Below are 22313 nucleotides of genomic sequence, written 5' to 3'. Positions count from 1 at the left end.
CTCCATGCGCTGACTTAGGTGTACCGAGAGAACAGCCGGTCGTGTGGCCGGCTGTCCTTCCGTGTCGCCAGCCCGCTCCTCATCCCCATTGCTGCACGATCACGCTCACGACCAGGATGATCGCGAACACCACGAACGCCCCTAAGAAAAAATACCCGAACAAACGCAGCGGCTTCGGCATGCTGTTCAGGTCGACCGGCTTATCCGGCACGCCCAGGACGGTGCGGTAATGCTCGGTCACGTCGTTGAATGAGCCGCCCGGCTTCGTTTGCGCGATCGCCGCCTCGCGCCGCTCGCGTTCCTCCTGCTCTTGCTCCTCCGGCATCCGGATTCCTCCTCGTATTCAACGCTTCGCGGTACCGCACGAGCCCTTCGGCCGCCAATGTCGCGTACCCTTTGCCCCGATGGGCGCCGGACAGGCCGTACACGATTTCCCGGTTCGGCGGCGGAAGTGCTTCCTTCATGAAGGCCGCAGTCAATGCCAAACTCGTTCCGCATCGCCGGTCATCCTTCCGTCTCGCTGTCGTGACCGCTTGTACGGCGCGGGACGATCCGCACGCCCGAAGGCGCCCGCTCGGCGGACATGGCCGCATGATCGGCCGGGCTGGCCCTTTCCTCTCCTTTTCTCCCCGAACCGCATAATATCCTCTATTTTCCATTTATTTTTTGGCAAGCGCAACCAGCTCATTTCATAATCGCGGGTCCGGTGTGGTAAAGTTGAAGTAAGAGTGGATTGAACGAGGAGGCTGCTGGATCATGAAGGAGCGACTATTCGAGCTGCGCTGCCGGGACGGCTCTCTGCGCCATGCGGCGGAATGGGAACCGGACGGCGAGGAGCGCGGCATCCGCGGCGTGATCGCGCTCGTGCACGGCATGGGCGAGCACGTCGGGCGCTACGAGCACGTTGCGGAGATGTTCACGAGTGCTGGCTACGCCGTCATCGGCTTCGATCAGGTCGGCCACGGACGGACGACGGGCAAGCGCGGCCATACCAAATCCTACCCGGCTCTGCTCGACGGCGTCGACGCGATGCTGGCCGAGGCGAAGAAGCGATATCCCGGCACGCCGGTTTTCTTGTATGGACACAGCATGGGCGGCAATGTCACGCTGAACTACGTGCTGCGGCGCAAACCCGGCATCTGCGGCGCGATCGTGACCGGACCGTGGCTGAGGCTCGCCTTCAACCCGCCCCCGTTGCAGCTCATCATCGCGCGCGTCGTGAACCGGCTGTTTCCCGCTTATACGAACGAACGGCCGATGGTCGGCGACCATTTGACCTCCGACCCGGTCATGATCAAGCGCTACCAGGAGGACCCGCTCGGCCACGGCTCCATCACGGCGCGCTTCTTCCTGAGCGTGCAGGGCGCCGGCCTCTGGGCATTGAAGCACGCGTCGGAATGGCGCTTGCCGCTGCTGCTCATGCACGGCGGCTCGGACAAAGTCACCTCGATCCAAGCGAGCCGCCAGTTCGCCGACGACGCCGGCGACCTCTGCACGTTCATGGAGTGGCCCGGCTACAAGCACGAGCTGCACAACGAGCTGGACCGCGAGGAAGTATTCGACGTCATGCGGGACTGGCTGGACGAGCGGCTGAAGGCGCTCTGATCGGGAGAAAGAACTGGTTATTCGCGAACACGCCCCGTGGTGCGAAGGCTAGTGCGACGATCTACAACATCATCGAGACGGCGAAGGAAAAACGGCCATGGTCATCTTCGCATCCGATTACTTGTCGTGTGATGGATAGGCATTAATCTAGTTGGAGGTTAAGTGACGCATACTTTGATCATATAAAAGCTCTGTTTCAGGGCTTTTTTTGTGACGGAATAGAATACAGCACACATGTGGTGTGTGTGGTGGAAGGACAAAGCAATAAAGCAATTATCGGCAAAACGGGGGAAATTTCGTTAAAACCATGCTGAAATCGGCTCCGTAACGAGAAAGGCGTCCTGCGCCTTGTCCGAGGTACTCGGCATTGGCGCATTAGCCCAATGTGGGGTCTTCCATCTGTTTAGCAAGTTGAGCAACGGTTATTCGTGATAACTCCACCTCTAACACGGTTTGGATCTGATCAAAGACATTGGGCAGAAGGAATGGAATTTTACTGCCGATTGGACATTCAGGATTTGGATCACGATGCAGTGTGAACAGTTCCTCCTTCTTGCCTTCATAGATAGCGCGGTAGATGTCAAGTAACGAGATTTGTTCAGCTCCAATAGAGAGCATAATATTAGCATTGGTACCTAAGGTGGATTTTATTAATCCAGCTTTATTAAGTTTACTCATAATTTTTCGAATAATCGCCGAATTAGCTCCTATGCTGACCGCGAGACGCTCCGAAGTTATTCTGATGTTTTTTCTTAACTCAAGAAAACAAAGAAGATGTATCGCAACGGAAAATTGACTATTTGCAGACAAGCTACATGCAACCCTTTCTTATGAACTACTTTATTTAACATTGTAGTTGCTGTTCGATGGCAAATCAATTCTGCGTCTAGTTAATTGACAGGCGTTATGATTATAGATACATTTGTAATTGTAACACGTACAATTACATTTAAAATATAGGAGAGAGAAAGCGATGATCTAAAATGAGCTGAGTAACTATTCAGATAATTCGGTGGTTTCTTCTTCATACAGACTAAGCAATCTGATTGGATAAAGCAACATGTTACAGCAAATAATCAAACATAATCCGATTTTAAGAAGGGAGTGCATTTCGCTGATGAATACACAAAGCACTGCAGAAATGTCTGTTCAATCGCTGTTTAACCTTTTTCGATGGAGGATTTGACTTTACCTAATCGAATCGTCATGGCACCAATGACTCGAAGCTTTTCACCAGAAGGAGTTCCCGGCACAAATGTTGCGGATTATTATCGTAGAAGAGCTGAAAATGGGGTTGGCTTGATCATAACGGAAGGAACTCTTATTAACCATCCCTCTTCATCTGCTAAACCGAACAGACCAAACTTTTATGGCAAGGATGCATTAAACGGATGGTCTGAGGTGGCAGCAGCAGTACACGCAGCCGGAGGACGAATTTTTCCGCAGTTATGGCACGTAGGCATGGAACGGCAAATCGGTGCTCTGCCTAACCCTGAGGCATTACCAATTGGCCCATCAGGCCTTGACTCTTCAGGGGCTGAAGTAACTAAACCCATGAGCGAGTCCGAAATAGCTGATTTAATACAAGCCTACGCACAGGCAGCATCCGATGCAAAGAAGTTAGGATTTGATGGTATTGAGCTTCATGGCGGGCACGGATACCTCATTGATCAGTTTTTCTGGGATAGAACCAATAAACGGACAGATAAGTACGGCGGTAATCTCGTAAAGCGAACGCAATTTGCAGTGGAAATCATTAAAGCATGCCGAAAAATGGTAGGAACTTCTTTCCCCATTTCATTCCGCTTTTCACAATGGAAAGTTGCGGATTACTCAGCAAAATTAGCAACAAACCCCAACGAACTTGAGCAATTCTTGACCCCGCTAACAGATGCAGGTGTAGATATTTTTCATTGTTCTACACGTAGATTCTGGGAGTCCGAGTTTGAAGGGTCGGAACATAGCCTATCAGGATGGACAAAAAAACTGACAGGGAAACCTTCCATTGCTGTTGGGTCAGTAAGCCTGGATACAGATTTTACAAGTAGTCTGTTCGAAAATATAGACGCATCTCACAAACCAAATCTTGAAACGCTTGTTCGCATGTTTGAAAATGAAGAGTTTGACTTAATTGCAGTTGGACGTGCTCTAATAATGGATCCTGCTTGGACAAAGAAAGTCAAAGAAGGTCGGTTTGATGAGATCATGTCTTTTTCAACTGATGCATTAAAATCCTTAATCTAAGACATAATACCGTTTGTTGGCGGGACTTATGTTGCCCCGGCAAGGTTTAAGAAACGTCATCTAATTTAACTTTCTTTACCTTAATGAGAATGATTGTTCTCATTAATCATTGTTAAATTCAACAAGCACAAGGGGAGAACATCCATGTCTAATTACACTGCAGCTAACTTGACGGTCACTTCAAGCAACCAAACTACTTTTACTTACCGCCGTTTCGGCAAAACCGGTACGATTCCAGTTGTATTCCTACAGCATTTTCGCGGAAATATCGATAACTGGGATCCAGCGCTGGTTGATGATATCGCAGTTGAACGTGAAGTCATCCTCTTTGACAACGTAGGAGTCGGAGGTACGACAGGAACAACACAGCGCACCGTTACTGAAATGGCTCATGGCGTTTTGGAGTTCATTGACGCGCTTGGACTGACAAGTTTCGATTTGTTCGGCTTCTCATTGGGAGGCTTTGTTGCTCAAGAAGTCGTACTCCTTCGACCCTATATGGTGCGACGTCTAATTCTTGCCGGAACTGGTCCGCAGGGCGGCCGAGATATGCATAGCTGGAACAACGAAATAAGGAGTCATGCTTATAAGGATGTCCAAGGGGCTGAAGACGTATTGTACTTGTTCTTTGCTCCAACACCGAGTAGTCAAGCAAAAGGTCTTGAATTCGTTGGACGAATCTTCACCCGGACAGACGATCGTGACGAGATGCCTTCGTTGCAAGTGCGCGATGCTCAAGCACAAGCCATTATCGATTGGGGCATTCCGGATCCGAGCAAACTGGCGCGTCTTGCAGGAATTCGTCAGCCTACGCTTGTCGCGAACGGGAACAATGACATTATGGTACCAACGGTCAACTCCTACCTGCTTGCTGGACACATTCCAAATGCAGAATTGATTATTTACCCGGATGCAAATCACGGCTTCCTATTCCAGTATCCGCGCGAATTCGCCGCGGAAGTTAATACCTTCCTGAATCATAATTGATTTGGACTGGGTATCGATTACTCCAGTCATGAGGAGCACTCCAAGCAGCAGAAGCAAGATTAACGCATGGTGGATCGTTCGGCTGGCGACCAATTTCTTACTAAGGGAATCGGTCGCCGTTTCTTTTAAGGTCTTTTTGCCCTTTAGCATTATAAGCTGTGCAGCTTGACGTGGGAGCTAGAGGGCCAGAGGGAGGCATGAAACGCTGTTAATTCAACGGATCCAGTATCCAGGCATTGTACTGTTCGTAAACTTAATGTCTCCTTATTTTTGGCTGCGAAGATGCGCTCCCTGTTAGAAGGGCTTCATTCTGCTTCGATGCTTATTGTGACAGCGAAAAATGGAACACGTCTTGCAGCAGCACCGACGCCGCGCCGATCAACTTCGCCTCTTGGCCCAGCGTCGACGTTAGAATTTGTAGTTTATCCGACAACACGCACAGGGCGTGCTTAGCCACATAGGCTTTGATTTTCTCTAACAGCACGTCTGATTCAACGATAAGCTCACCGCCAAGGATAATTACCTCGGGATTAAGCAGGTTGATAAGATTAACGATACCCGCGCCTAGATGGGCCGTGGTTTCGTCGGCGATGTCGGTGGCTAGCGCATCGCCTTCATTTAGCGCTTTATTAAATACCAGTGGCGATATTGCATTTCGGTCGCCTCCAGCCATCTCAATCATGGACGTCGTTCTTCCCCTTGAGATGAGCGTAAGTATCCGCCAGTAAATAGCAGGCCAGCTTACGTAGTTTTCAAGACATCCGACGTTCCCGCATTCGCACCGGATACCGCTTCGATCCACGCTCGTATGACCGAATTCCCCGGCTCCTCCTCGCGCTCCGCTTAGCAGCGTATCGTCGATAATAATTCCGGCACCTACCCCATCCCCGATCGTCACGTACAATAGATCCCGGTATCCCTCATAGTTGCCATTCTTCTTCTCTGCGAGCACCATCGCATTCGTATCATTCTCCACCCATACCTTCTGTCCGTATCGTTCCTCCATCATCCGCTTCAGGTTGACGTTCGACAGATTCAGTTTGGCGTTGTAATGGATCATTCCGGTATGCTTGTCGACGATGCCCGGGGTGACGACGGATATCCCGATAAAGTTAGTCATCTCACCTCCGTCTGCGATCATCTGGTCGATTATACCCAAGGTCGTAGCAATCACCTTGTCACCTGCAGGTTCGTGAATCGCCATGGTCTGTTTCTCAGTAATTTCAAGAGCAAGGTTCATGCGCGCCACTTCAATGAGCGAGTTGGAAATGGATGCGCAGATCATAAAATGATTGTCGGGGGAGAAGCGTAGTAAAATTGGCTTTCGTCCTCCGTTCGACATGCCGACGCCGATCTCACTAACGAATCCTTCCTTGATCAGCTCATGGACGGCAGAGGCAACCGTGGTGGGACTGATTTTATTTCTCTTCGCAATTTCACTCCGTGAAATAGGCCCATGATCGCGAATCATATTCAAAATAATGGAACGATTTAACTCCTGAATCAGTTTTAAATCGCCCGTACGGATTTTCCTCAAGCGTCATAACCTCCGAAATAAATTTCATAATGCCGCATGAAACGGATGTACTACTTATTTTTCACTAACATAATACATCGAATGGAGTAACCATAACAATACTGCACCATTGCGATAGGGGCATGTTGGCGGTAAAGCACGGGTTCCAATTCTTGCAAAGCACTAATTTCACTTTAATATTACATAATATGATATATGTGTGTTAGATAATTATCAAAAATCGGGTTAATACAGTGGGTATTATGCAGATCTACCAACATTTTTTTATAGATGTTGACGCATAATTTGGAAGAGAGCTATAATGAATTACATATCACGTTACCTTAGGCTCTCTCATCCATATGAATCACCCCTTCCTAAGTTACGATTCTCAGAGCGACTTTCTCCAACGGGAAGAATAATGTTAAAATTATTATTCTGTTAAGGAGGTGGCAATCGGCGTTCCACAAGTTCGAAAATGGCTTGTGTACGCAGTAACTGCAAGGAAAGGGTCATTCGTTCAAAATCCTATTATTCAATCGGAGGTTTGAAAGATGAGCAGAAGATTATTTATGGTTTCGGCAATTGTTATCGTGCTTAGTCTTCTTATTACCGCATGTGGCGGCAGCAACTCGTCAGGCGGGAATGCGACCGGTTCTGGCAGTTCGGGCGACAAAAAAACCCTTAACGTTGCGCTATGGGATGAAAATGCCAAAGACTTCCTGGATAAGACCATCGCGATCTATAAGAAAGATCACCCCAATGTGGACGTGAAGGTAACCTATACGCCATGGGCCGATTACTGGACGAAACTCAAGACCAGCCTTGCTGGAAAAAGCGGTCCGGATGTATTCTGGATGAACGGGCCAAACTTCTATGCCTACTCCTCTGCAGGTCTAATCAAGGACCTACAACCTCTCATCGACAAAGACAGTCTTGACACCTCCCTTTATACGCCTGCCCTTGTGGATCTCTACACCTATAATCACGATCTGTACGGCATTCCTTACTTCCTTGATTCCATTGGACTCTACTATAACAAAGAAATATTTGATAAAGCAGGCGTCAAATATCCAGACGACACTTGGACATGGGATACGGTCACGGAGAATGCTATGAAGCTTACCGACAAGAACAATGGTGTATACGGCTTCATCGCCCCGGCTGCCAACCAGAATGGTTACTATAACTTCATCTACCAAGCCGGCGGTTATGTGATTAACCCGGACAAGACGAATTCGGGCTTCGATTCCCCAGAAGCGCTATCCGCCTTCGAATGGATGGATGCCTTCATGAAGAACGGATATTCACCAAACCAGCAGCAGCAGCTCGAAACAGAACCGCGCCAACTCTTCGGCTCCGGCAAAGCCGCGATGTTCCCGGGCATTTCCGTCAACAGTCCGGAGCTGTATAAGATGCTTGGCGATAAACTGGGAGTCGCGCCACTTCCGGCCGGCAAGCAGAAGGCCGCCATCGTACATGGCTTGAGCTGGACGATTAACAACAATACAAAAAATGAGCAAGAAGCGTGGGATCTGGTCAAAGTGCTTACCGGCCAGGAAGGGAACAAGAATCTTGCCGACTCCGGCTTCAGCATCCCGGCTTACAAAGGAACGGAGGAAGGCTGGCTCAAATCGATTCCTTCTCTGAATCTTCAAGTATTCGTGGACGCCCTTACATACGGCGTGCCTTATCCGGTATCGGAAAAAACAGCTGAATGGCAAGCAGTCGAGACGAAGGAAATTCAGGATGCGTTCCTCGGCAAGATACCGTTCGCGGACGCACTAAAGACGACGGCAACCGAAATGAACAACATTCTTGCAGGAGAAAAGAATAACTGACTCTTTTCAGAAACAGGTGAAAAGTTAGCTTTCACCTGTTTCGCAAACAAGAAGGGTGGCGTACCTATGCTCGAAATGAACGCACGTGTTGCGGATCGGAAACGGATGGGAGTATTGCCGCTGCGCAAAATGTCCAAGCTGGCATGGAATGAGGCTATGTGGGCGTATTTGTTCATCGCGCCGGTTGTCCTGGGGCTCGGCATCTTCTATATCGCGCCTTCCGTCGTATCGTTATACCTTTCCTTCACGCAGTGGGACGGTTTATCCGCACCTACCTTCATCGGCCTTGACAACTTCGTACAACTCTTCAATGATGATGTATTCACCCGTTCCATGTGGAATACGCTGCTGTACACGATCGGAACGGTTCCGCTGACCTGCGCGTTCGCGCTTGTTTTAGCCGAGCTGCTGAATACTTCGATCAAAGGCATGGTTGTGTACCGGACGATTTATTTCATTCCCGCCATTACGATGCCGATCGCAGTCGGGATGGTATGGAAATGGCTGTACAATTCCGAGTACGGTTTGATCAATCATATACTCGGCTCCCTTCATCTTCCGCAGCCCAACTGGCTGTTCGATGAGAAAATCGCAATGTTCTCAATCATCTTGATTAGTGTATGGAGTGGTGTAGGCTACAGCGCGGTCATTCTGCTGGCCGGGCTGCAAGGTATTTCCGCCTCTTACTATGAAGCGGCTTCTCTTGACGGAGCGAGCAAAGTCTATCAATTTTTCCGGATTACGATACCGCTGCTCGGGCCAAGTCTCTTCTTCGTCACCGTCATTTCGTTCATCAACTCGTTCCAGGTATTCGACCTGATCTTCATCATGGTCGGCAAAAACGATTCCCTGCTTGATTCGACTCGGACAATCGTATACAACATCTGGGAGAACGGTTTCAAATATTTCAATATGGGCTATGCGTCAGCCGAAGCATTTGTCCTCTTCATCGTAATCTTAATCTTTACGATGATCCAGATGGTACTTCAGAAGAAATGGGTTCACTATCAATAAAGAGGAGGGATCGATATGGCTCAATTGGCTCCCGCCGCAAAGAAACGAAACACCTGGAATCTTGGAGTGCATGTCGCGCTTATCATCGGAGCAGTGTTCATGCTCATCCCTTTTCTTTGGATGCTGTCCACCTCCGTCAAGTCGTTCGCCGAATCGATGCAGGTGCCGCCTGTTTTGCTGCCTTCCTCATGGCATTTCGAAAACTACGCGAACGTACTAGATAAGATCAACTTCAGCCGCTACTATCTGAATACATTACTGATGACGGCGGGACGAACCGTCGGACAGCTTATTCTGTGCTCGCTAGCAGCTTATGCCTTCGCCTGCATGCGCTTCCCTGGGAAGTCGTTCCTCTTTGTCGCCATGTTATCCGTCCTTATGATTCCGTCACAGGTCATCATGATCCCTAGTTTCGTTATCATGCGTGACCTGAATTGGCTTGACACCTTCTATGTGCTGATTATTCCTGGCATGTTCAGCGCCTTCGGCACATTTCTGCTCCGACAGTTTTTTATGGGACTGCCTAAGGAGTTAGAAGAGGCTGCAAAGATTGACGGCTGCAGTTACTTCGGCATCTTTTCCAAAGTGTATCTGCCCTTGTCCAAATCGGCGCTTGTATCGCTCGCGATATTTACGATTCTCGCTGCATGGAACGACCTGCAATGGCCGCTCATTATGACAAGTCAGGACGACTTACGGGTGTTATCAATCGGCATCTCGAGTTTCCAGGGACAGCACGCCACCGATTACCCGTTACTCATGGCCGCTGCGGTGATGGCGACAATCCCCATCATCGTGATCTTTATTTTCTTCCAACGGTATTTTATTGAAGGAATTGCCATGAGCGGCATCAAGGGATAAACCACTCGGATTATAAAGGAGACGAAGCGACTATGACTCATGTATTGGTAATCGGAGCTGGCTCGATGGGCGGTACCCATGCACTCTGTTATGCCCAGATGGAAGGCGTCAAGCTGGCCGGCATCGTCGATATTCGGGCGGACAAAGGCCAAGAGGTCGCAGCGCGTGCCGGATGCCCTGCCTTCTCTTCGTTCGAGGAGGCGATGGCAATGGCCGGGAAGGTTGATGTGATCGACGTCTGCGTACCGACATTCCTGCATCAGAAATATGTCATGAAAGCCGCAGACGCCGGTAAACATGTTATTTGCGAGAAGCCGTTGTCGGGCACGCTAGAGAATGCCCGCGCGATGATCGACTATTGTTGCGCCAAGGGTGTACGTCTGTTTGTCGGGCATGTGCTGCGCTTCTTTCATGAATACGAGCGTACGAAAGAGCTTCTGGACGCGGGCGCGATCGGTCCAGTTTCCATGGCCCGCACGAGCCGGGGTGGCGGATTTCCGGTCGCCTGGAACAATTGGTACAACGATTTTGCTTCAAGCGGAGGACTGACACTCGATATGATCATTCACGACTTTGATATTCTCCGTTGGTACTTCGGCGAAGTGGAGCGGGTGTACGCGAGGGGGCTCTATCCCCAAGATCCGGACCGACTCGACTATTCGCTCGTAACGCTTCGCTTTAAGAATGGCACAATCGCCCATGTAGAGGGCACTTGGGCGCATGGAGACTTCGCGATGAAATTCGAGATCGCGGGCAGAACGGGCGTTCTCGACTACGACAGTTCCAGAGATAAGTCGCTAATCGTTGTGAACCGCCGTGCAGCCGAAGGGTTTGTCGGCGTTCCGGTTCCGGAAAGTCCTGTCAAGGAAAGTCCTTACTTCAAGGAACTGAGGCATTTCATCACCTGCATCGAGAACAACGTTGAACCGCTCGTGACGGCCGAGGATGCCTATAAAGCGATGGAAATTGCTTTGGCCGCCATCACTTCGATGAAATCCAGCAAACCAGTCACGCTTGAAGCAGTCAAAGTCCAGAGATGAGATGAGGAGGATTAATATGAAAATCGGGATTATCAGTTTCGCGCATATGCATGCCTACAGCTACGCACAAGCGTTACGCAGGCTTGATGGCATTGAGCTTGCCGGCATTGCGGACGACGCCAGGGAACGCGGCCAGAAATATGCGGCAGAATTCGGAACGGCTTACTACGAGGATTACAACGAGCTGCTCGCACAAGAATTAGACGGGGTCATCGTGACCTCTGAGAACTTCCGCCACAAAGAGCATGTACTGGCGGCCGCAGTGGCTGGCAAGCATGTGCTTTGCGAGAAGCCTCTGGCGATTAACCTACAGGATGCGCAAGATATGATCGCCGCTTGCGGTACTCGCGGCGTCATGCTCCAGACGGCCTTCCCGGTCCGCTTCAATTCGTCCGTTATCAGAGCTAAACAGATCGTGGATTCGGGCCAGCTGGGCCGAATTTTAGCCATGAAGGGAACGAACCGCGGACAGAATCCCGGCGGATGGTTCGTCGATCCGGCACAGTCCGGCGGTGGCGCCGTCATCGACCACACCGTGCATGTCGTTGATATCATGCGCTGGTTCACCGGCGCGGAAATAGCTGACGTCTATGCCGAGATCGGCAACCTGGTCTATGAGGACACGCCGATCGATGACACCGGGGTCATTTCCATGACATTCGACAACGGTATTTTTGCCACGCTTGACTGCAGCTGGAACCGGAATCGGACGTACCCGACCTGGGGCGATGTGACACTGGAGATCATTGGCACGGCAGGTACGCTGTCGATTGACGCGTTCAACCAGAAGATTAATGTATACTCAGACGACAAGGGCTTTCATTATTCCTATTGGGGTGACGATATGGATACTAGATTGGTCCAAGATTTCGTCACCAGTATTCGCGATGGCAGAAAACAGGCATCCGTTACTGGAGAGGACGGCATGCGGGCCGTCGAGGTCGCGCTTGCCGCCTACGCTTCCGCGAAGCAGCAGAATACCGTGAGCCTGATCGTAGGATCTGCGCAACTTGAGCATAGCTCTTGAAAGGAGATACGGGGAAGGTACTTCGTTTGAGCACATCAGTATCGTATTCGGCATCATGAACGGCTGCAGCCTGATGATATGAAGCAGCAACATACGGTGAAACCTTGGTCTTGGGAGTGAGAGCGAGTTTGGATTACGAGGACTCGCTCTTTCGCGACCATTCTGCACCTGGCCTCTATTATCTGAAAGGGATTGTCTAACACAAAGGATTATACGCCTGCATACCTAGTGTGCAGGTTTGGAATAAAAAAGCCACATGGAGCTGTGTACAGTAACCCGTAAGATCTTACGAGGTTACAGCTCGTACACACGCATAAGGTGGTAAATGACAATCATGAAATAAACAAACTGACGCCGATAGAATACCGCCGCCAGCCTCTATATTATTGCTCGGTTTTGCCCATCCCATTTGACCGGCGTCTTTGAATATATTACTTGCTTCTACAATGGGAAAAGGATCCATTCTTCCATAGGGTATCTCTCGCCCAATCAATACGAACGTACATTCCTAACAAGGCGTAATTCTCTCGATTTGTTGTGTCTAATTTATTGACAGAGGTCCAGTTGCTCTATACGGCTAAAATAAAGGCATTCTGATATTTACCCAAGCCGCCCACCTTTAGACTGTGCCACTCATGCTCTCTCGGCAGTTATTTGTATTCTGTATCGTGCTAGGAGAACAAAAAGAAACCACATGGAGTTACACTCGCATGTGGCGTAAAAATATATTCCGAGTTCTAAATTCCCATCATGGCACTATAAGTAGCAATCAATGCAAATATAAATATAGCACAACAAATTAATAAATAAGATAGATTAATGGAAATTGATATAAGGAATAATCGTTTGTTTATTTCTTGTTTTTTTCGTTGGTTAAAAGATTTAATTATTGCCACTATGGATAAAAGAAAACAAATACATAATACAAAAACATGAACTAGTACAATAAATTTCAAACTATTTGAAGTCTTATTTGAAATGATCCTATCAGAGTAAAGTATTAAGGTAATAGTTATACTAAGAAGAACCAACCAACTAATGACTCCTATAACAATGATTGATCTACTTTTCAATTAATATCCTTCCTCCTTTAAATTTCGCATTATTTCCCTTGGACTTTCAGAACAAGTGCTTTTAAAGTAACCCAAAACTTGTCCCCACCCGATGTTGAATCACTTGATCCATTTCCAAGTAAATAGTAAGGCAGGACATCGTAGATCATATGATTCAATTTATCGTCAGTTGGGGAAGCAAAATTATAAGTACCAACATTTCTAATATCCCTTACAAGAGTGCCATCTGAATAGTATACAGCTTCCAACTTCCCATCGGGAGAAACATACTTTGAATTGTTTTCATTTCCACTTCCAAGTTGATGATACACCGAGTCTGACGCCTTTAATTGTGTCCATCCTGCATCGATAGCTTCTTGTTGAGTTTTTGGAGCATTATTTAATACATTCCTTGAATAATGAATTGCAATTAAATATTGTAATGGATCATCCATATTCATATAGAGCTCTACCAGGACATCATCCCGATATTGAGAGCTTGCATAATAATCATATGTTATATATGAGGACCCATCATAAGAGGCTCACCTTTATTTACTATCACAGCTCCGTCCATTTCTTTATCAGGTCTCCATCTGTCATCCCTTTTCCCATCAGAACATTCACCTGGGTGTGAATACTTCCCATCAGTCGATGTGCACCAATGTCCAGTAGGATCATCATAGATTAATGGATTATTATGCACATACGTATAAAGATTCAAACTCAGTGGATTATCAATCTGCCCCTCATACGTATCCTAGTTAATAAAGCCTTACTATTCGTAGGAAGCGGGATGGCAGTCGCCACCACCAGCATTTGTTTCCATTATATCAGCCAGCGTCCTTCTCCGGCACCACCGGCATCACATATGCCGCCTTTGTTCGCATCAGGTAGTGGACCACGTTGACGAGCTTCCGCATGATGCAGACGATGGCTTGCTGCTTCGTCTTCCCCGCCGCCAGTTTCTGCTCGTAATACGAATAGAAATACGGGTTACGCGGCTCCTTCTTCGTTCTCGTCACCGCGATCTGCCGAATAGCCAGCGCCTTCAAAATGTCGTGTAGTTCCCGATTGCCCTGCTTACTCTTGTAGTTGCGGTGCTTGTTGCCCGAACCTACCGCTATCGGAGCGATTCCCGCGAACCGCGCCAGCTTATCCGACGTAGCGAAGCGGTGAATGTCCCCGATCTCTGCGACAAGCTCCGCAGCTGTTACGAGGTCGATTCCCGTCATCGTCTCCAACTGGAACCCCAGTTGCACCATCAGGCTCCCGATCTCTTGCTCAATCCGGCTGATCTCCCGCTCGTAGAAGCGGATGTTCCGCACCAGTCCTCGCACGATAAAATCACGCTTCTCCTGGAAGTCTCGCGTCGTATCGCCGTCAGCCGCCACGAGCGTTAGAATCTGTTCCGCTTTCTTCGTTGATAGCCCGTTATGACTTAAAACGCGTAGAAACGCCGCCAGTTCACCGGTAGTCATACCGTTCAGGTGAATCGGTGAAGGGAACCGATGCCAGAAAGCTAACGCCGTCTTCCCGTCGATCTGGGAGAAGAACGCTTTGTAGCTCGGATAATGGTATCCAAGTTGCTGATGAAGCCGCTTCACCATGCCCGTCAGGCTCTTCGCTTGCCATTTCCGTTGGGTGACAAGTTGGCTAATCGCCCAGTACAGATCAATCGGCTTTGCATCGGGCAGGTGGGGCAGTTCGTCTTTAAGCACCCGCGCTACACATTCTGCATCCCAGCTGTCCGACTTCTGAACGGTGACGTGGCTCTTCCGGCGATTATTCGCCAGCTTCGCATTCACTTCCTTTACGGTACAGCCGCTTTCGGTTAGGTAGACGGCCAGCGCTCGCCCGAATCCGCCGACGTCCTCCAAGCCATACACGACGGACATGCCCTTCTTCGTATACTTCTTCGCTTCCTTCACGAGCAAAGGGAAGGATGACGGCTTATTGTCGAACTTGATCTCACCTAGCTTCTTATTCCAGCAATCAATCATCACGGCGGTATGATGCTGTTTGTGCAGGTCAACGCCGACGTAAATCATTTTATCCGGTTGAACCAACTTCGCTTCACTCCTTTATCTCGGATGGGACAGCTGCTCATAGGTTGGAGAGGCATCCTCAACTCAAGTAGACACGCTACAACGACACGTAAGCCAACTTCGAGCCCATGAGTAACCGTCCCATTGGACGGCTAGGAACGTTCAGGTATCATGAGTTTGCATCCTCAGTTCGAGCGGACGAGCCGCAAAGACACGTTAGCAAAATCTCATATCCATCCTGTTCCATCAATTAGCCTTGTGGCTTGCATGGGTTTAGCGCATAAGCGAGGTACGCCTTCTCCAATCTCAGGTGAAGCAGTTCCAGCCGTACAATCGTCTCTATCTCATGGATCGCAAGCAGCGTCTCCATGACCGCATCCCGGTCGAATCGTTCTCCGTAGCGGTAGATGTGGTCGAATACCGAATACAGACAAGATTCCAGTGTTCTCAGTCGTTCTAGTGCGCGGTCTTCCTGCTCAACGTAGCAGTTATAGCGCTCCATCTCCGTCATCTACGCCACCGCCTCACAGAATCGCTTCGTGCAGACCGGCTGCCTTCACGTTACCGTAACTCACCTTGCCTTCGTACAGCGCTTTCCGGTCAAGGATTCGCTTCACCTGCACCTTCGTGAACGGCTTCCCTTGCTGGGTCGTATAGCCATCGGCATTCAGCCGTCGCGCCGTCTCCGCCAGCGTCATGCTCGGATTACGCTTTCGTATTTCGAACAGACGCCTCACAGCCGACGCTTGAAGCGCGTTTACTTTGATCACTTTCTGCCCTTTCTTCGCCGTATAGCCGAACGCGGCGCGTCCACCAGCGTAACCGCCTTGCTGGGCTTTCTTTATCCTTCCGCGCCCAAGCTTCAAAGCGATCTCCAGCCGCTGGTACTGATCGAGCAGTTCCATCAGCCCGTTAATCAGGAAGTCGCTCGGGTCTTTCCGGTGGATGCTGTATGTCGGTTGCTCAATGCTCTTGATGTCTACGCCATAGCGCTTCAACTCACGATGAACGAGTACCTTTACGATGTCACTACGCCATAAGCGATTCGTATTCAGCACGAGCACGTAGCTCACACCGCCATCCGCAAGTGCTTCAAGCATGTCTCGGAAGCCTTCTCGCTCGACTTCGAGCGCTTCTTCGTCTACTTCCGCACCACTAATCCCGGCATCTTCATAGACGTGAACGAGATTCCATCCCTGCGCCTTGCAGTACGCTTCAACCTCATCCCGCTGGTACGCGAGACTATACCCTTCCTTCGCTCGCCCTTGTGTCGAAACACGAATATAACCAATTACGTTCAAGCTTTCCTCACCCCATCGCAACGTAAATTACCGTAACGGAGCCTCAACTTTATACTCCTAATAACTGGTAAACCCTGCTCTGCGGCAAGCATATTACGCGCAGATGGGGGAGTTCAAGCATCGATTTTAAGATTGTGCGGATTAAAGTTTTAAGTCGTTATCACGTTTAAACAGCAGTTCCACAGCGGCTTCAGGGCTTATCGAACAACTATAGCACTTTACTCTATTAAAGTTATTCTTGCTTCGTTAGCCGGTACGTCCCGAGCTGGATCGTCCCTAAGAACTCTGTCTCGAAGCTATAGGAATCCATTAGTTTCGGGACATAGCCATTCGCTTTCAAGCGTTCCATCAGTTCGTCGAAGTGACCTTTAATCGTCGGCGGGACGATGAGGTTCTTGCTCTGTAGGAACAGGCGCTTCCCATACGATCTCTCGTCCGCCTTGAAGTTCCGCAGGTTCTTGAGCAGATCGAGCTTCAGCTTGTTCCGCCGTTCCACCATCGGCAGGCTGTATATCCGCTTGACCAGAACGCTTCCATGCCCCCAGATATCCCGAAACGTCCCATCCGCCAACTCCGCTCTTGGAATCGTCGGCAGATCAGCGAGCAGGTGATAGTGAATCGTCCCGCGCTTCTGGAAGGAACGGACGGCGAGATACTTAAAGTCTCCGTAGCGCTCGCGCATCCGCTTCACCCAATTCTCGAAGTCTCTGGCCGATTCATCCAACGTTACGTCTTCCTTCTCGTAGGTCAGCGTAATGAACTTATGACCCTCGCTGAAGTTCCGATCCATCAGGCGACAGAAGCGTTCACGCTCGGAGAGCGTCAGTCACCCCGGCTTCGGCGTTCGGTCAGGAAGCTTCCCGGCACGCTCATCCTTATTCGGCGGCTCCAGAATCGCCGTATGGATGAGCTTATTCAAGTTCGACAACGACGGGTCTTGCACTATGGCTTGAATCTCCGCGTTCCGCTCCTCCTTCGATTTCCGAGGATTCTTCCCACCCTCGTAGATCGGACGTCCGTAGCGTTTCGTACGCAGGCAATTACCGATCTTCGTTATCTGGCAGTTGTATCCGCTCATTCGGCTTGCTCCTCCTTCGGGATTTCTGAAACACGTAGGTTAGTCCGGCAGACTCCGTATTAACTGGCGGTATTAGCTCCACATACCTCCCATAGTAGCCATTCGCTTTCGCCAGCTTTCCCGCAATGTTTGACCAGATAAAGAGAACCATTGACTCCGCGTCATCGGACGATACCGTCACATGGAAATGCTCATCTCCAACGCGCTCCATCTTAACCCTAGCTTCGTGAATCATCTTTCGTTCCTCCTTCGTTCGATACGTTTTGTACTATTTCAATCTAGAAACGTTTCTGTTCCATTCGTCACGCATTTCTAGGCAACATCGTGCCAGAAATCTAGAAATGGTCAGACTACTCCTTGTCGCAGCAACCATTGGGGTTCCCCCCTTTCCCATAGATGGTCTAAATAAACCAGCGCTCATAGAAAACACTCCGGGTTGTGCTCATGGAGATCATCCTTTTTTCTTCGATAAACGCGCAAGCCAACGTAGGAGAGGCATGAACAGCACATAACACAAAGAAAACCCCGTCAGCGACATGGGGACGATAATCGTCCATTCAGTCGCCAGCGGGGTAACATGAGCCTATCGTCATCGCGGCTCCACGAAGAGACGCGTGACGTATGGAACTCGTAGCAATTCTCGATTGATTAGACACAAAACGTATCATTCACGGTCATAATCACCCCAAAAATCGCGAAGGGTGGTCAGGAGATTCGAGAGGTAAGTACAGCAGACTTATACAAATCGTATCAGTAATTCGAGGAAGGCTTAACTATACGAAAAGCCCCCATCAGCGACTTCGGACGATTATCGTCCATTCAGTCGCCAGTGGGGGCAGGTAAGGCTATTCACTTCCAGAGAACAGGGAATCTCCAGCGCATTTCCAATTCAATCATTTACCTCGAAACCATCTCGTAAAACTTCGATGGACGAGCGAAGCGAAGTCCTCTCCGAGCGATAGCGAGGAGTGGAGCTCATCCAATTCCTTGAAGCTTCCCATACGCGAAGCGGCTCAGGCTCCATTGGGCAGACCCTGCCCACAGATATTCAGGCGACTTCACGTTCTTCCTCTTTCTCGCTCAACCTTTCTTCGCTTCGCTCGAAAGACTCCGCTTCGCTCCGTCGCCTTCTTACCTTCGGTCTTCGGGAAGAGCAGGAGGTGTGAACCCCAGTTCATATCTTAATATCGCCGACACTTTTATTCGTCGTATACCACAACTCCCTACATCCCCATCCCGCTTGGAGAAGACCATATTCCCCATAGCAACGCAGTCGATTCCTGTATTCCCCACATAGGAGCACACGGCACGATCTCCATAGAATCAGCCCATAGCACTGTCGATCGATGGTATATTCTTTCGCTACTCGGTATAGATATACCACAATATTACAGTTTCCTATCGCGATTACGGGGGCGATAGGAAAGTTCTATCAGGATTTTTTAGCGCGTCGTTACTTTTCACGCTCGCCGTTCTCGTCATCTTTCTCCGGTTTAACCCACGTCCCATTCTCTAGCAACGAGCGGAGCACATCCGCCTCCGATCTTCCAGCAGGATCATACACCACAGGCTTCCGCTGACGATTTTCCAAGCGAATAAGCTTCCGTCTTAGCGCTGCTTCTAGAGAATCTTCCACGTTCATTCCTCCGCTCATTTCGATCATCGTGGATACAGACGCCATAAAGCGCCCTCTCGTCCATTCTACCATCACTCCCAAGTAAAGACTTAAGGAGACGTAAAGAAGCCCGTCATCCACGCTTTCTGGACGTCTTACGTCCATTTCGCGTAGGCGGGCTTCGTTCGTTTCGCTAACGATTAGCGTATAGGGGCGTTTCGCTCATAGTACAACGTCCTTCTGGCTAACTCATTCTGTCCAAAGGTCATTACGCCGTCCATCCGAACACGGGTCAGATAGCCCCTCTCGTACAGCCAGACGGTCAAACTCTGCAAGGACATGAGGATCATCAAGGTCGGACGGATCATCAGCGGCTACCGTCAGTTTCAAGCAGAGGCTCGAATCCAGTACGTGCCAATATGGCTCCGGCTGAACGGGAGGGGCTTTCAGTTCGGTGAGCAGTTCAGTTAAAACTTTCCGAATCGAATTCTCCAGATTCGCGTCGCCGCTTCCACGATCTCGGTTAATCAGATCGACGACGTAACTTCTCGCATTAGGAAGCCCGTCTAGAAAAGCCTTGATGTCCTTGGGAAAGCTTATGGATTTGTTAGCCATTAGCCGTCTCCTCATTTCAGCTAAATACAATTCAATTCGTTTCGGATAAGTACTTCTTAGTGCTTGATGATTCTCCAATTCCACGCACGATAAGACATACGGGCGACTGGTATCGCTTGAGTTCTGTTTCCGAGAGAACTGGCTATGAATTATTAAGATAAAGGGGTTATAACTTAGCCGTCATATTCATTCGGCACTCGGAAGCCCCACCTAAAAAAGAAACCTTGAAGGGCATAAGCCAATCAAGGTCATCAAATTTCTTACGTTCCTTGCGTATCTGCCTGTAGAAGGAGGCATGACTTGCAAAAATAATAGTAAAGAAATATTTCTCCTAAATTGAAAGTAAAGCCATCATGAACCAAGCCCTCAGAATCATAATCCTCACTACAAATTGTTGCTACGTACTCCATATCTTCATTACAATGATAACATTTGTTTTGGATAGCTTCTGTTGCGAATAATGGCTCTCCGAGAATCCTACAAACATACTCTGAACCAAAATCTGCAAAAGCTATGTCAGTATCCTCCTCATTTGATGGAGTATCCGTCTCATGCAATTCTTCTAAAGTCAAGCTAGAGAATGGCAGTGGATAAGGAAACTGGTCCTCGTCTTCACTAATCCAATGTTCCTCATCAGTTTGTTTAATAATTGTAATAGTGCCTGTTTGAGGTTCGATTTTAAAAACTTGAGTCGACCAGTATGAAGAACAATTTAAGCACGAAATTAATGGAATTCTATTTAATTGTCCATTTTGTAGTTTTTCCAATCTACTGTCATTCAGGTCAAAATTAAAGATTAAGTGTAAGTTGGTACCACAATTTGGACAGATCGGTGTATTCCAAGAATCGCCACCAAAGGTATGAAGATGCGTATCATAACCTTTAATAACTCTATAGCCTTCTACCCTCATACAGGTTACTCCTTTTGATAAATTTTTTGACCATAACGAACCGCCTGCCTAAGGCCTTGGTTATATTTAGTTCCAAAATTCTTCTTTACATCCCAAACATCCTTAGCCATTCGTTGCCGCCCATTTAGTCCAGCATCAACTCTCATTGCAGCTTTACCTTTACCTTTATAGGTTCTAGTTTCCGCATGATCAGCTATACTCATTAAGACGGCAGGTCCATCATCTCGACTTATACCTTGAGTTTTATTATAAGCATTTTGTGCAATGTGATGACCGACCTCATCTGATCCTTTAGTAGCATTTACCGCTTTAAAACTTCCGCCCGTAATTTTACCGGATACCTTCGCTGCTTCAGCAGCATGAACGCCTTCTGCTACTGCATGTGCTCCTTTAGCTACATGTGCAGCAGTAGAAGCTGCTCCAGTTGGGTCTGCAAAGGATGCTACATCTCCAGCTATCCATGCTGCATTTGCGAGTGATGGATTCTTTACAAATGATACAACATCCGCCGCAAGGAAAATAGCATCAATGAGCCAATGTCCTGATGGATCAGTATGCGTTAGCGGATTATTCTCTACGTACGTGTAAAGGTTCAAACTATTCGGATTCTTAAGCTCTCCCTCATACGTATCCTCACTTATAAACCTAGCTGTCTCTGGATTATACCATCTCGCCCGAAGATACTGTAACCCAGTCTTCTTATCCCAATATTCGGATGAGTACCAGAATGGGTTATCGACCGTTTCACTTACACTTAACGGTTTACCCCAGATATCGTAGGTATACTTATTTAACACTGCGCCTGAATTATCTCTTAACTCGACAACATCTTGATGTCCATTAAGAAGATAAGTCGCTCTTGTTAGATTGCTGCCATCGATGCGTTCCAGTAAACCATTGCCATACACATAAGAAGCTTTCGGAGTAACCGTTGTACCACTAACAGTCGCTTCTCCTATCAAGCGCTGGTCATCCCAGTAGTACCGGGTTTTAGTACCCCCAGCAGTCCGTTCATAAAGCAGACCATCGCCATTATACGTGTAACTGACAGTGGCAGCATCTTTGTCAGTGACCTTCGTTAATTGATTCCATTCATCATAGGTGTAGTTAAAATTATCAATCGAAGGTGTCGCATCTGAAATCAGACTCGTACGATTACCTCTTGCATCGTAACCGTAGGTCTCATGAAATTGAGTATTCGTCAACACTTGCCCTAACGGATCATAGGTATAATTGTTAACCGTACCGTTTTCTGTACGTTTTGTTACATTGCCGCTCCAATCGCTTTCGTAGTCGTAGGCGTTAACTACCGCTCCGTCTGTTTTTTTATGTTGGAGTGATTTGAGGTCCAACCCGTCATATACATAATTGCTAGTAAAGTTATTTCCATGTGTAATTGTTTTGACTTTATCATTTCGGTAATATGCATAGTGGAGTGCTACGATAAAAATGCAGTCGAAAAACACCCTCGTATGAAATAAAATGAAAGCTGACGAGGGGACGAGAGAAATGAATCGATACGACAAAGCATTCAAAGAAGAAGCCGTAAGATTGAGCG

Annotated in this window: 22 protein-coding genes; 9 read left to right on the top strand and 13 right to left on the bottom strand. The window is 48.6% G+C overall.

All coding sequences use genetic code 11. The features are described 5' to 3' along the window. Positions 1-79: 79 nt before the first annotated feature. Positions 80-325: a hypothetical protein gene (locus ACFPB1_RS24550; RefSeq protein WP_379228809.1), complete on the bottom strand. Its 246-nt coding sequence runs from the start codon at positions 323-325 to the stop codon at positions 80-82. 431 nt (positions 326-756) lie between these two features. Here ACFPB1_RS24550 and ACFPB1_RS24545 point away from each other — a divergent pair, with 431 nt between their 5' ends. Beyond that, positions 757-1605, top strand: coding sequence for an alpha/beta hydrolase (locus tag ACFPB1_RS24545; protein ID WP_379228808.1), 849 nt, complete (start codon positions 757-759; stop codon positions 1603-1605). A gap of 375 nt (positions 1606-1980) precedes the next feature. Here ACFPB1_RS24545 and ACFPB1_RS24540 read toward each other — a convergent pair whose 3' ends face one another. Further along, positions 1981-2415, bottom strand: a complete 435-nt coding sequence (locus ACFPB1_RS24540) for an Rrf2 family transcriptional regulator (protein ID WP_379228807.1) — start codon at positions 2413-2415, stop codon at positions 1981-1983. A 363-nt stretch (positions 2416-2778) separates the two neighbouring features. Here ACFPB1_RS24540 and ACFPB1_RS24535 point away from each other — a divergent pair, with 363 nt between their 5' ends. Together ACFPB1_RS24535 and ACFPB1_RS24530 are read left to right on the top strand one after the other, a co-directional pair. Continuing rightward, entirely contained in the window at positions 2779-3849 is a 1071-nt protein-coding gene (locus ACFPB1_RS24535) for an NADH:flavin oxidoreductase (RefSeq protein WP_379228805.1), read from the top strand. A 144-nt stretch (positions 3850-3993) separates the two neighbouring features. Further along, entirely contained in the window at positions 3994-4836 is an 843-nt protein-coding gene (locus ACFPB1_RS24530) for an alpha/beta fold hydrolase (RefSeq protein ID WP_379228804.1), read from the top strand. A gap of 322 nt (positions 4837-5158) precedes the next feature. On the opposite strand, the gene ACFPB1_RS24525 is transcribed toward ACFPB1_RS24530, so the two are convergent. Beyond that, positions 5159-6373 carry an ROK family transcriptional regulator gene (locus ACFPB1_RS24525; RefSeq protein WP_379228803.1) on the bottom strand — a complete coding sequence of 405 codons (1215 nt, stop codon included), beginning with the start codon at positions 6371-6373 and terminating at the stop codon, positions 5159-5161. 533 nt (positions 6374-6906) lie between these two features. On the opposite strand from ACFPB1_RS24525, the gene ACFPB1_RS24520 reads away from it, so the two are divergent. From ACFPB1_RS24520 to ACFPB1_RS24495, 6 genes are all read left to right on the top strand, one after another. Beyond that, positions 6907-8193 carry an ABC transporter substrate-binding protein gene (locus tag ACFPB1_RS24520; protein ID WP_379228802.1) on the top strand — a complete coding sequence of 429 codons (1287 nt, stop codon included), beginning with the start codon at positions 6907-6909 and terminating at the stop codon, positions 8191-8193. A gap of 66 nt (positions 8194-8259) precedes the next feature. Beyond that, a complete protein-coding gene (locus ACFPB1_RS24515; RefSeq protein WP_379228801.1) occupies positions 8260-9207 on the top strand; it encodes a carbohydrate ABC transporter permease in 948 nt (315 codons plus the stop codon). Positions 9208-9222: 15 nt separating this feature from the next. Continuing rightward, a complete protein-coding gene (locus ACFPB1_RS24510; protein ID WP_379228800.1) occupies positions 9223-10068 on the top strand; it encodes a carbohydrate ABC transporter permease in 846 nt (281 codons plus the stop codon). 32 nt (positions 10069-10100) lie between these two features. Further along, on the top strand, positions 10101-11108 hold the full coding sequence (locus ACFPB1_RS24505; protein ID WP_379228799.1) for a Gfo/Idh/MocA family protein: 1008 nt from the start codon (positions 10101-10103) through the stop codon (positions 11106-11108). A 16-nt stretch (positions 11109-11124) separates the two neighbouring features. Next, positions 11125-12135, top strand: coding sequence for a Gfo/Idh/MocA family protein (locus ACFPB1_RS24500; protein WP_379228798.1), 1011 nt, complete (start codon positions 11125-11127; stop codon positions 12133-12135). A gap of 409 nt (positions 12136-12544) precedes the next feature. Next, positions 12545-12688, top strand: a complete 144-nt coding sequence (locus ACFPB1_RS24495) for an IS3 family transposase (RefSeq protein WP_417623736.1) — start codon at positions 12545-12547, stop codon at positions 12686-12688. A gap of 549 nt (positions 12689-13237) precedes the next feature. Here the strand turns inward: ACFPB1_RS24495 and ACFPB1_RS24490 are convergent. The 10 genes from ACFPB1_RS24490 to ACFPB1_RS24445 form a co-directional block, all read right to left on the bottom strand. Then, on the bottom strand, positions 13238-13648 hold the full coding sequence (locus ACFPB1_RS24490; RefSeq protein WP_379228797.1) for a hypothetical protein: 411 nt from the start codon (positions 13646-13648) through the stop codon (positions 13238-13240). Positions 13649-14020: 372 nt separating this feature from the next. Further along, on the bottom strand, positions 14021-15238 hold the full coding sequence (locus tag ACFPB1_RS24485) for an IS110 family transposase (RefSeq protein WP_379228825.1): 1218 nt from the start codon (positions 15236-15238) through the stop codon (positions 14021-14023). Between the two features lie 247 nt (positions 15239-15485). Beyond that, the gene (locus ACFPB1_RS24480; RefSeq protein ID WP_379228796.1) at positions 15486-15746 is read right to left on the bottom strand and encodes a hypothetical protein; all 261 of its coding nucleotides are present in this window, start codon (positions 15744-15746) and stop codon (positions 15486-15488) included. 13 nt (positions 15747-15759) lie between these two features. After that, complete coding sequence (locus tag ACFPB1_RS24475) at positions 15760-16536, bottom strand: recombinase family protein (RefSeq protein WP_379228795.1); 777 nt, start codon at positions 16534-16536, stop codon at positions 15760-15762. Between the two features lie 232 nt (positions 16537-16768). Beyond that, complete coding sequence (locus tag ACFPB1_RS24470) at positions 16769-17326, bottom strand: rolling circle replication-associated protein (protein WP_379228794.1); 558 nt, start codon at positions 17324-17326, stop codon at positions 16769-16771. A 36-nt stretch (positions 17327-17362) separates the two neighbouring features. Then, positions 17363-17614, bottom strand: coding sequence for a hypothetical protein (locus tag ACFPB1_RS24465; RefSeq protein WP_379228793.1), 252 nt, complete (start codon positions 17612-17614; stop codon positions 17363-17365). A 1453-nt stretch (positions 17615-19067) separates the two neighbouring features. Then, entirely contained in the window at positions 19068-19295 is a 228-nt protein-coding gene (locus ACFPB1_RS24460) for a hypothetical protein (RefSeq protein WP_379228792.1), read from the bottom strand. Positions 19296-19478: 183 nt separating this feature from the next. Then, positions 19479-19844, bottom strand: a complete 366-nt coding sequence (locus tag ACFPB1_RS24455; RefSeq protein WP_379228790.1) for a hypothetical protein — start codon at positions 19842-19844, stop codon at positions 19479-19481. 260 nt (positions 19845-20104) lie between these two features. After that, positions 20105-20755: an rRNA methylase gene (locus ACFPB1_RS24450; RefSeq protein ID WP_379228789.1), complete on the bottom strand. Its 651-nt coding sequence runs from the start codon at positions 20753-20755 to the stop codon at positions 20105-20107. Positions 20756-20760: 5 nt separating this feature from the next. After that, on the bottom strand, positions 20761-22313 hold a 1553-nt coding region (locus ACFPB1_RS24445), incomplete at its 5' end, for an RHS repeat domain-containing protein (RefSeq protein ID WP_379228788.1).

The sequence above is a fragment of the Paenibacillus sp. GCM10023250 genome (assembly GCF_042653205.1).
Taxonomy (GTDB): Bacteria; Bacillota; Bacilli; order Paenibacillales; family Paenibacillaceae; genus Paenibacillus_Z.
This window is presented reverse-complemented; position numbering and strand designations above follow the sequence as displayed.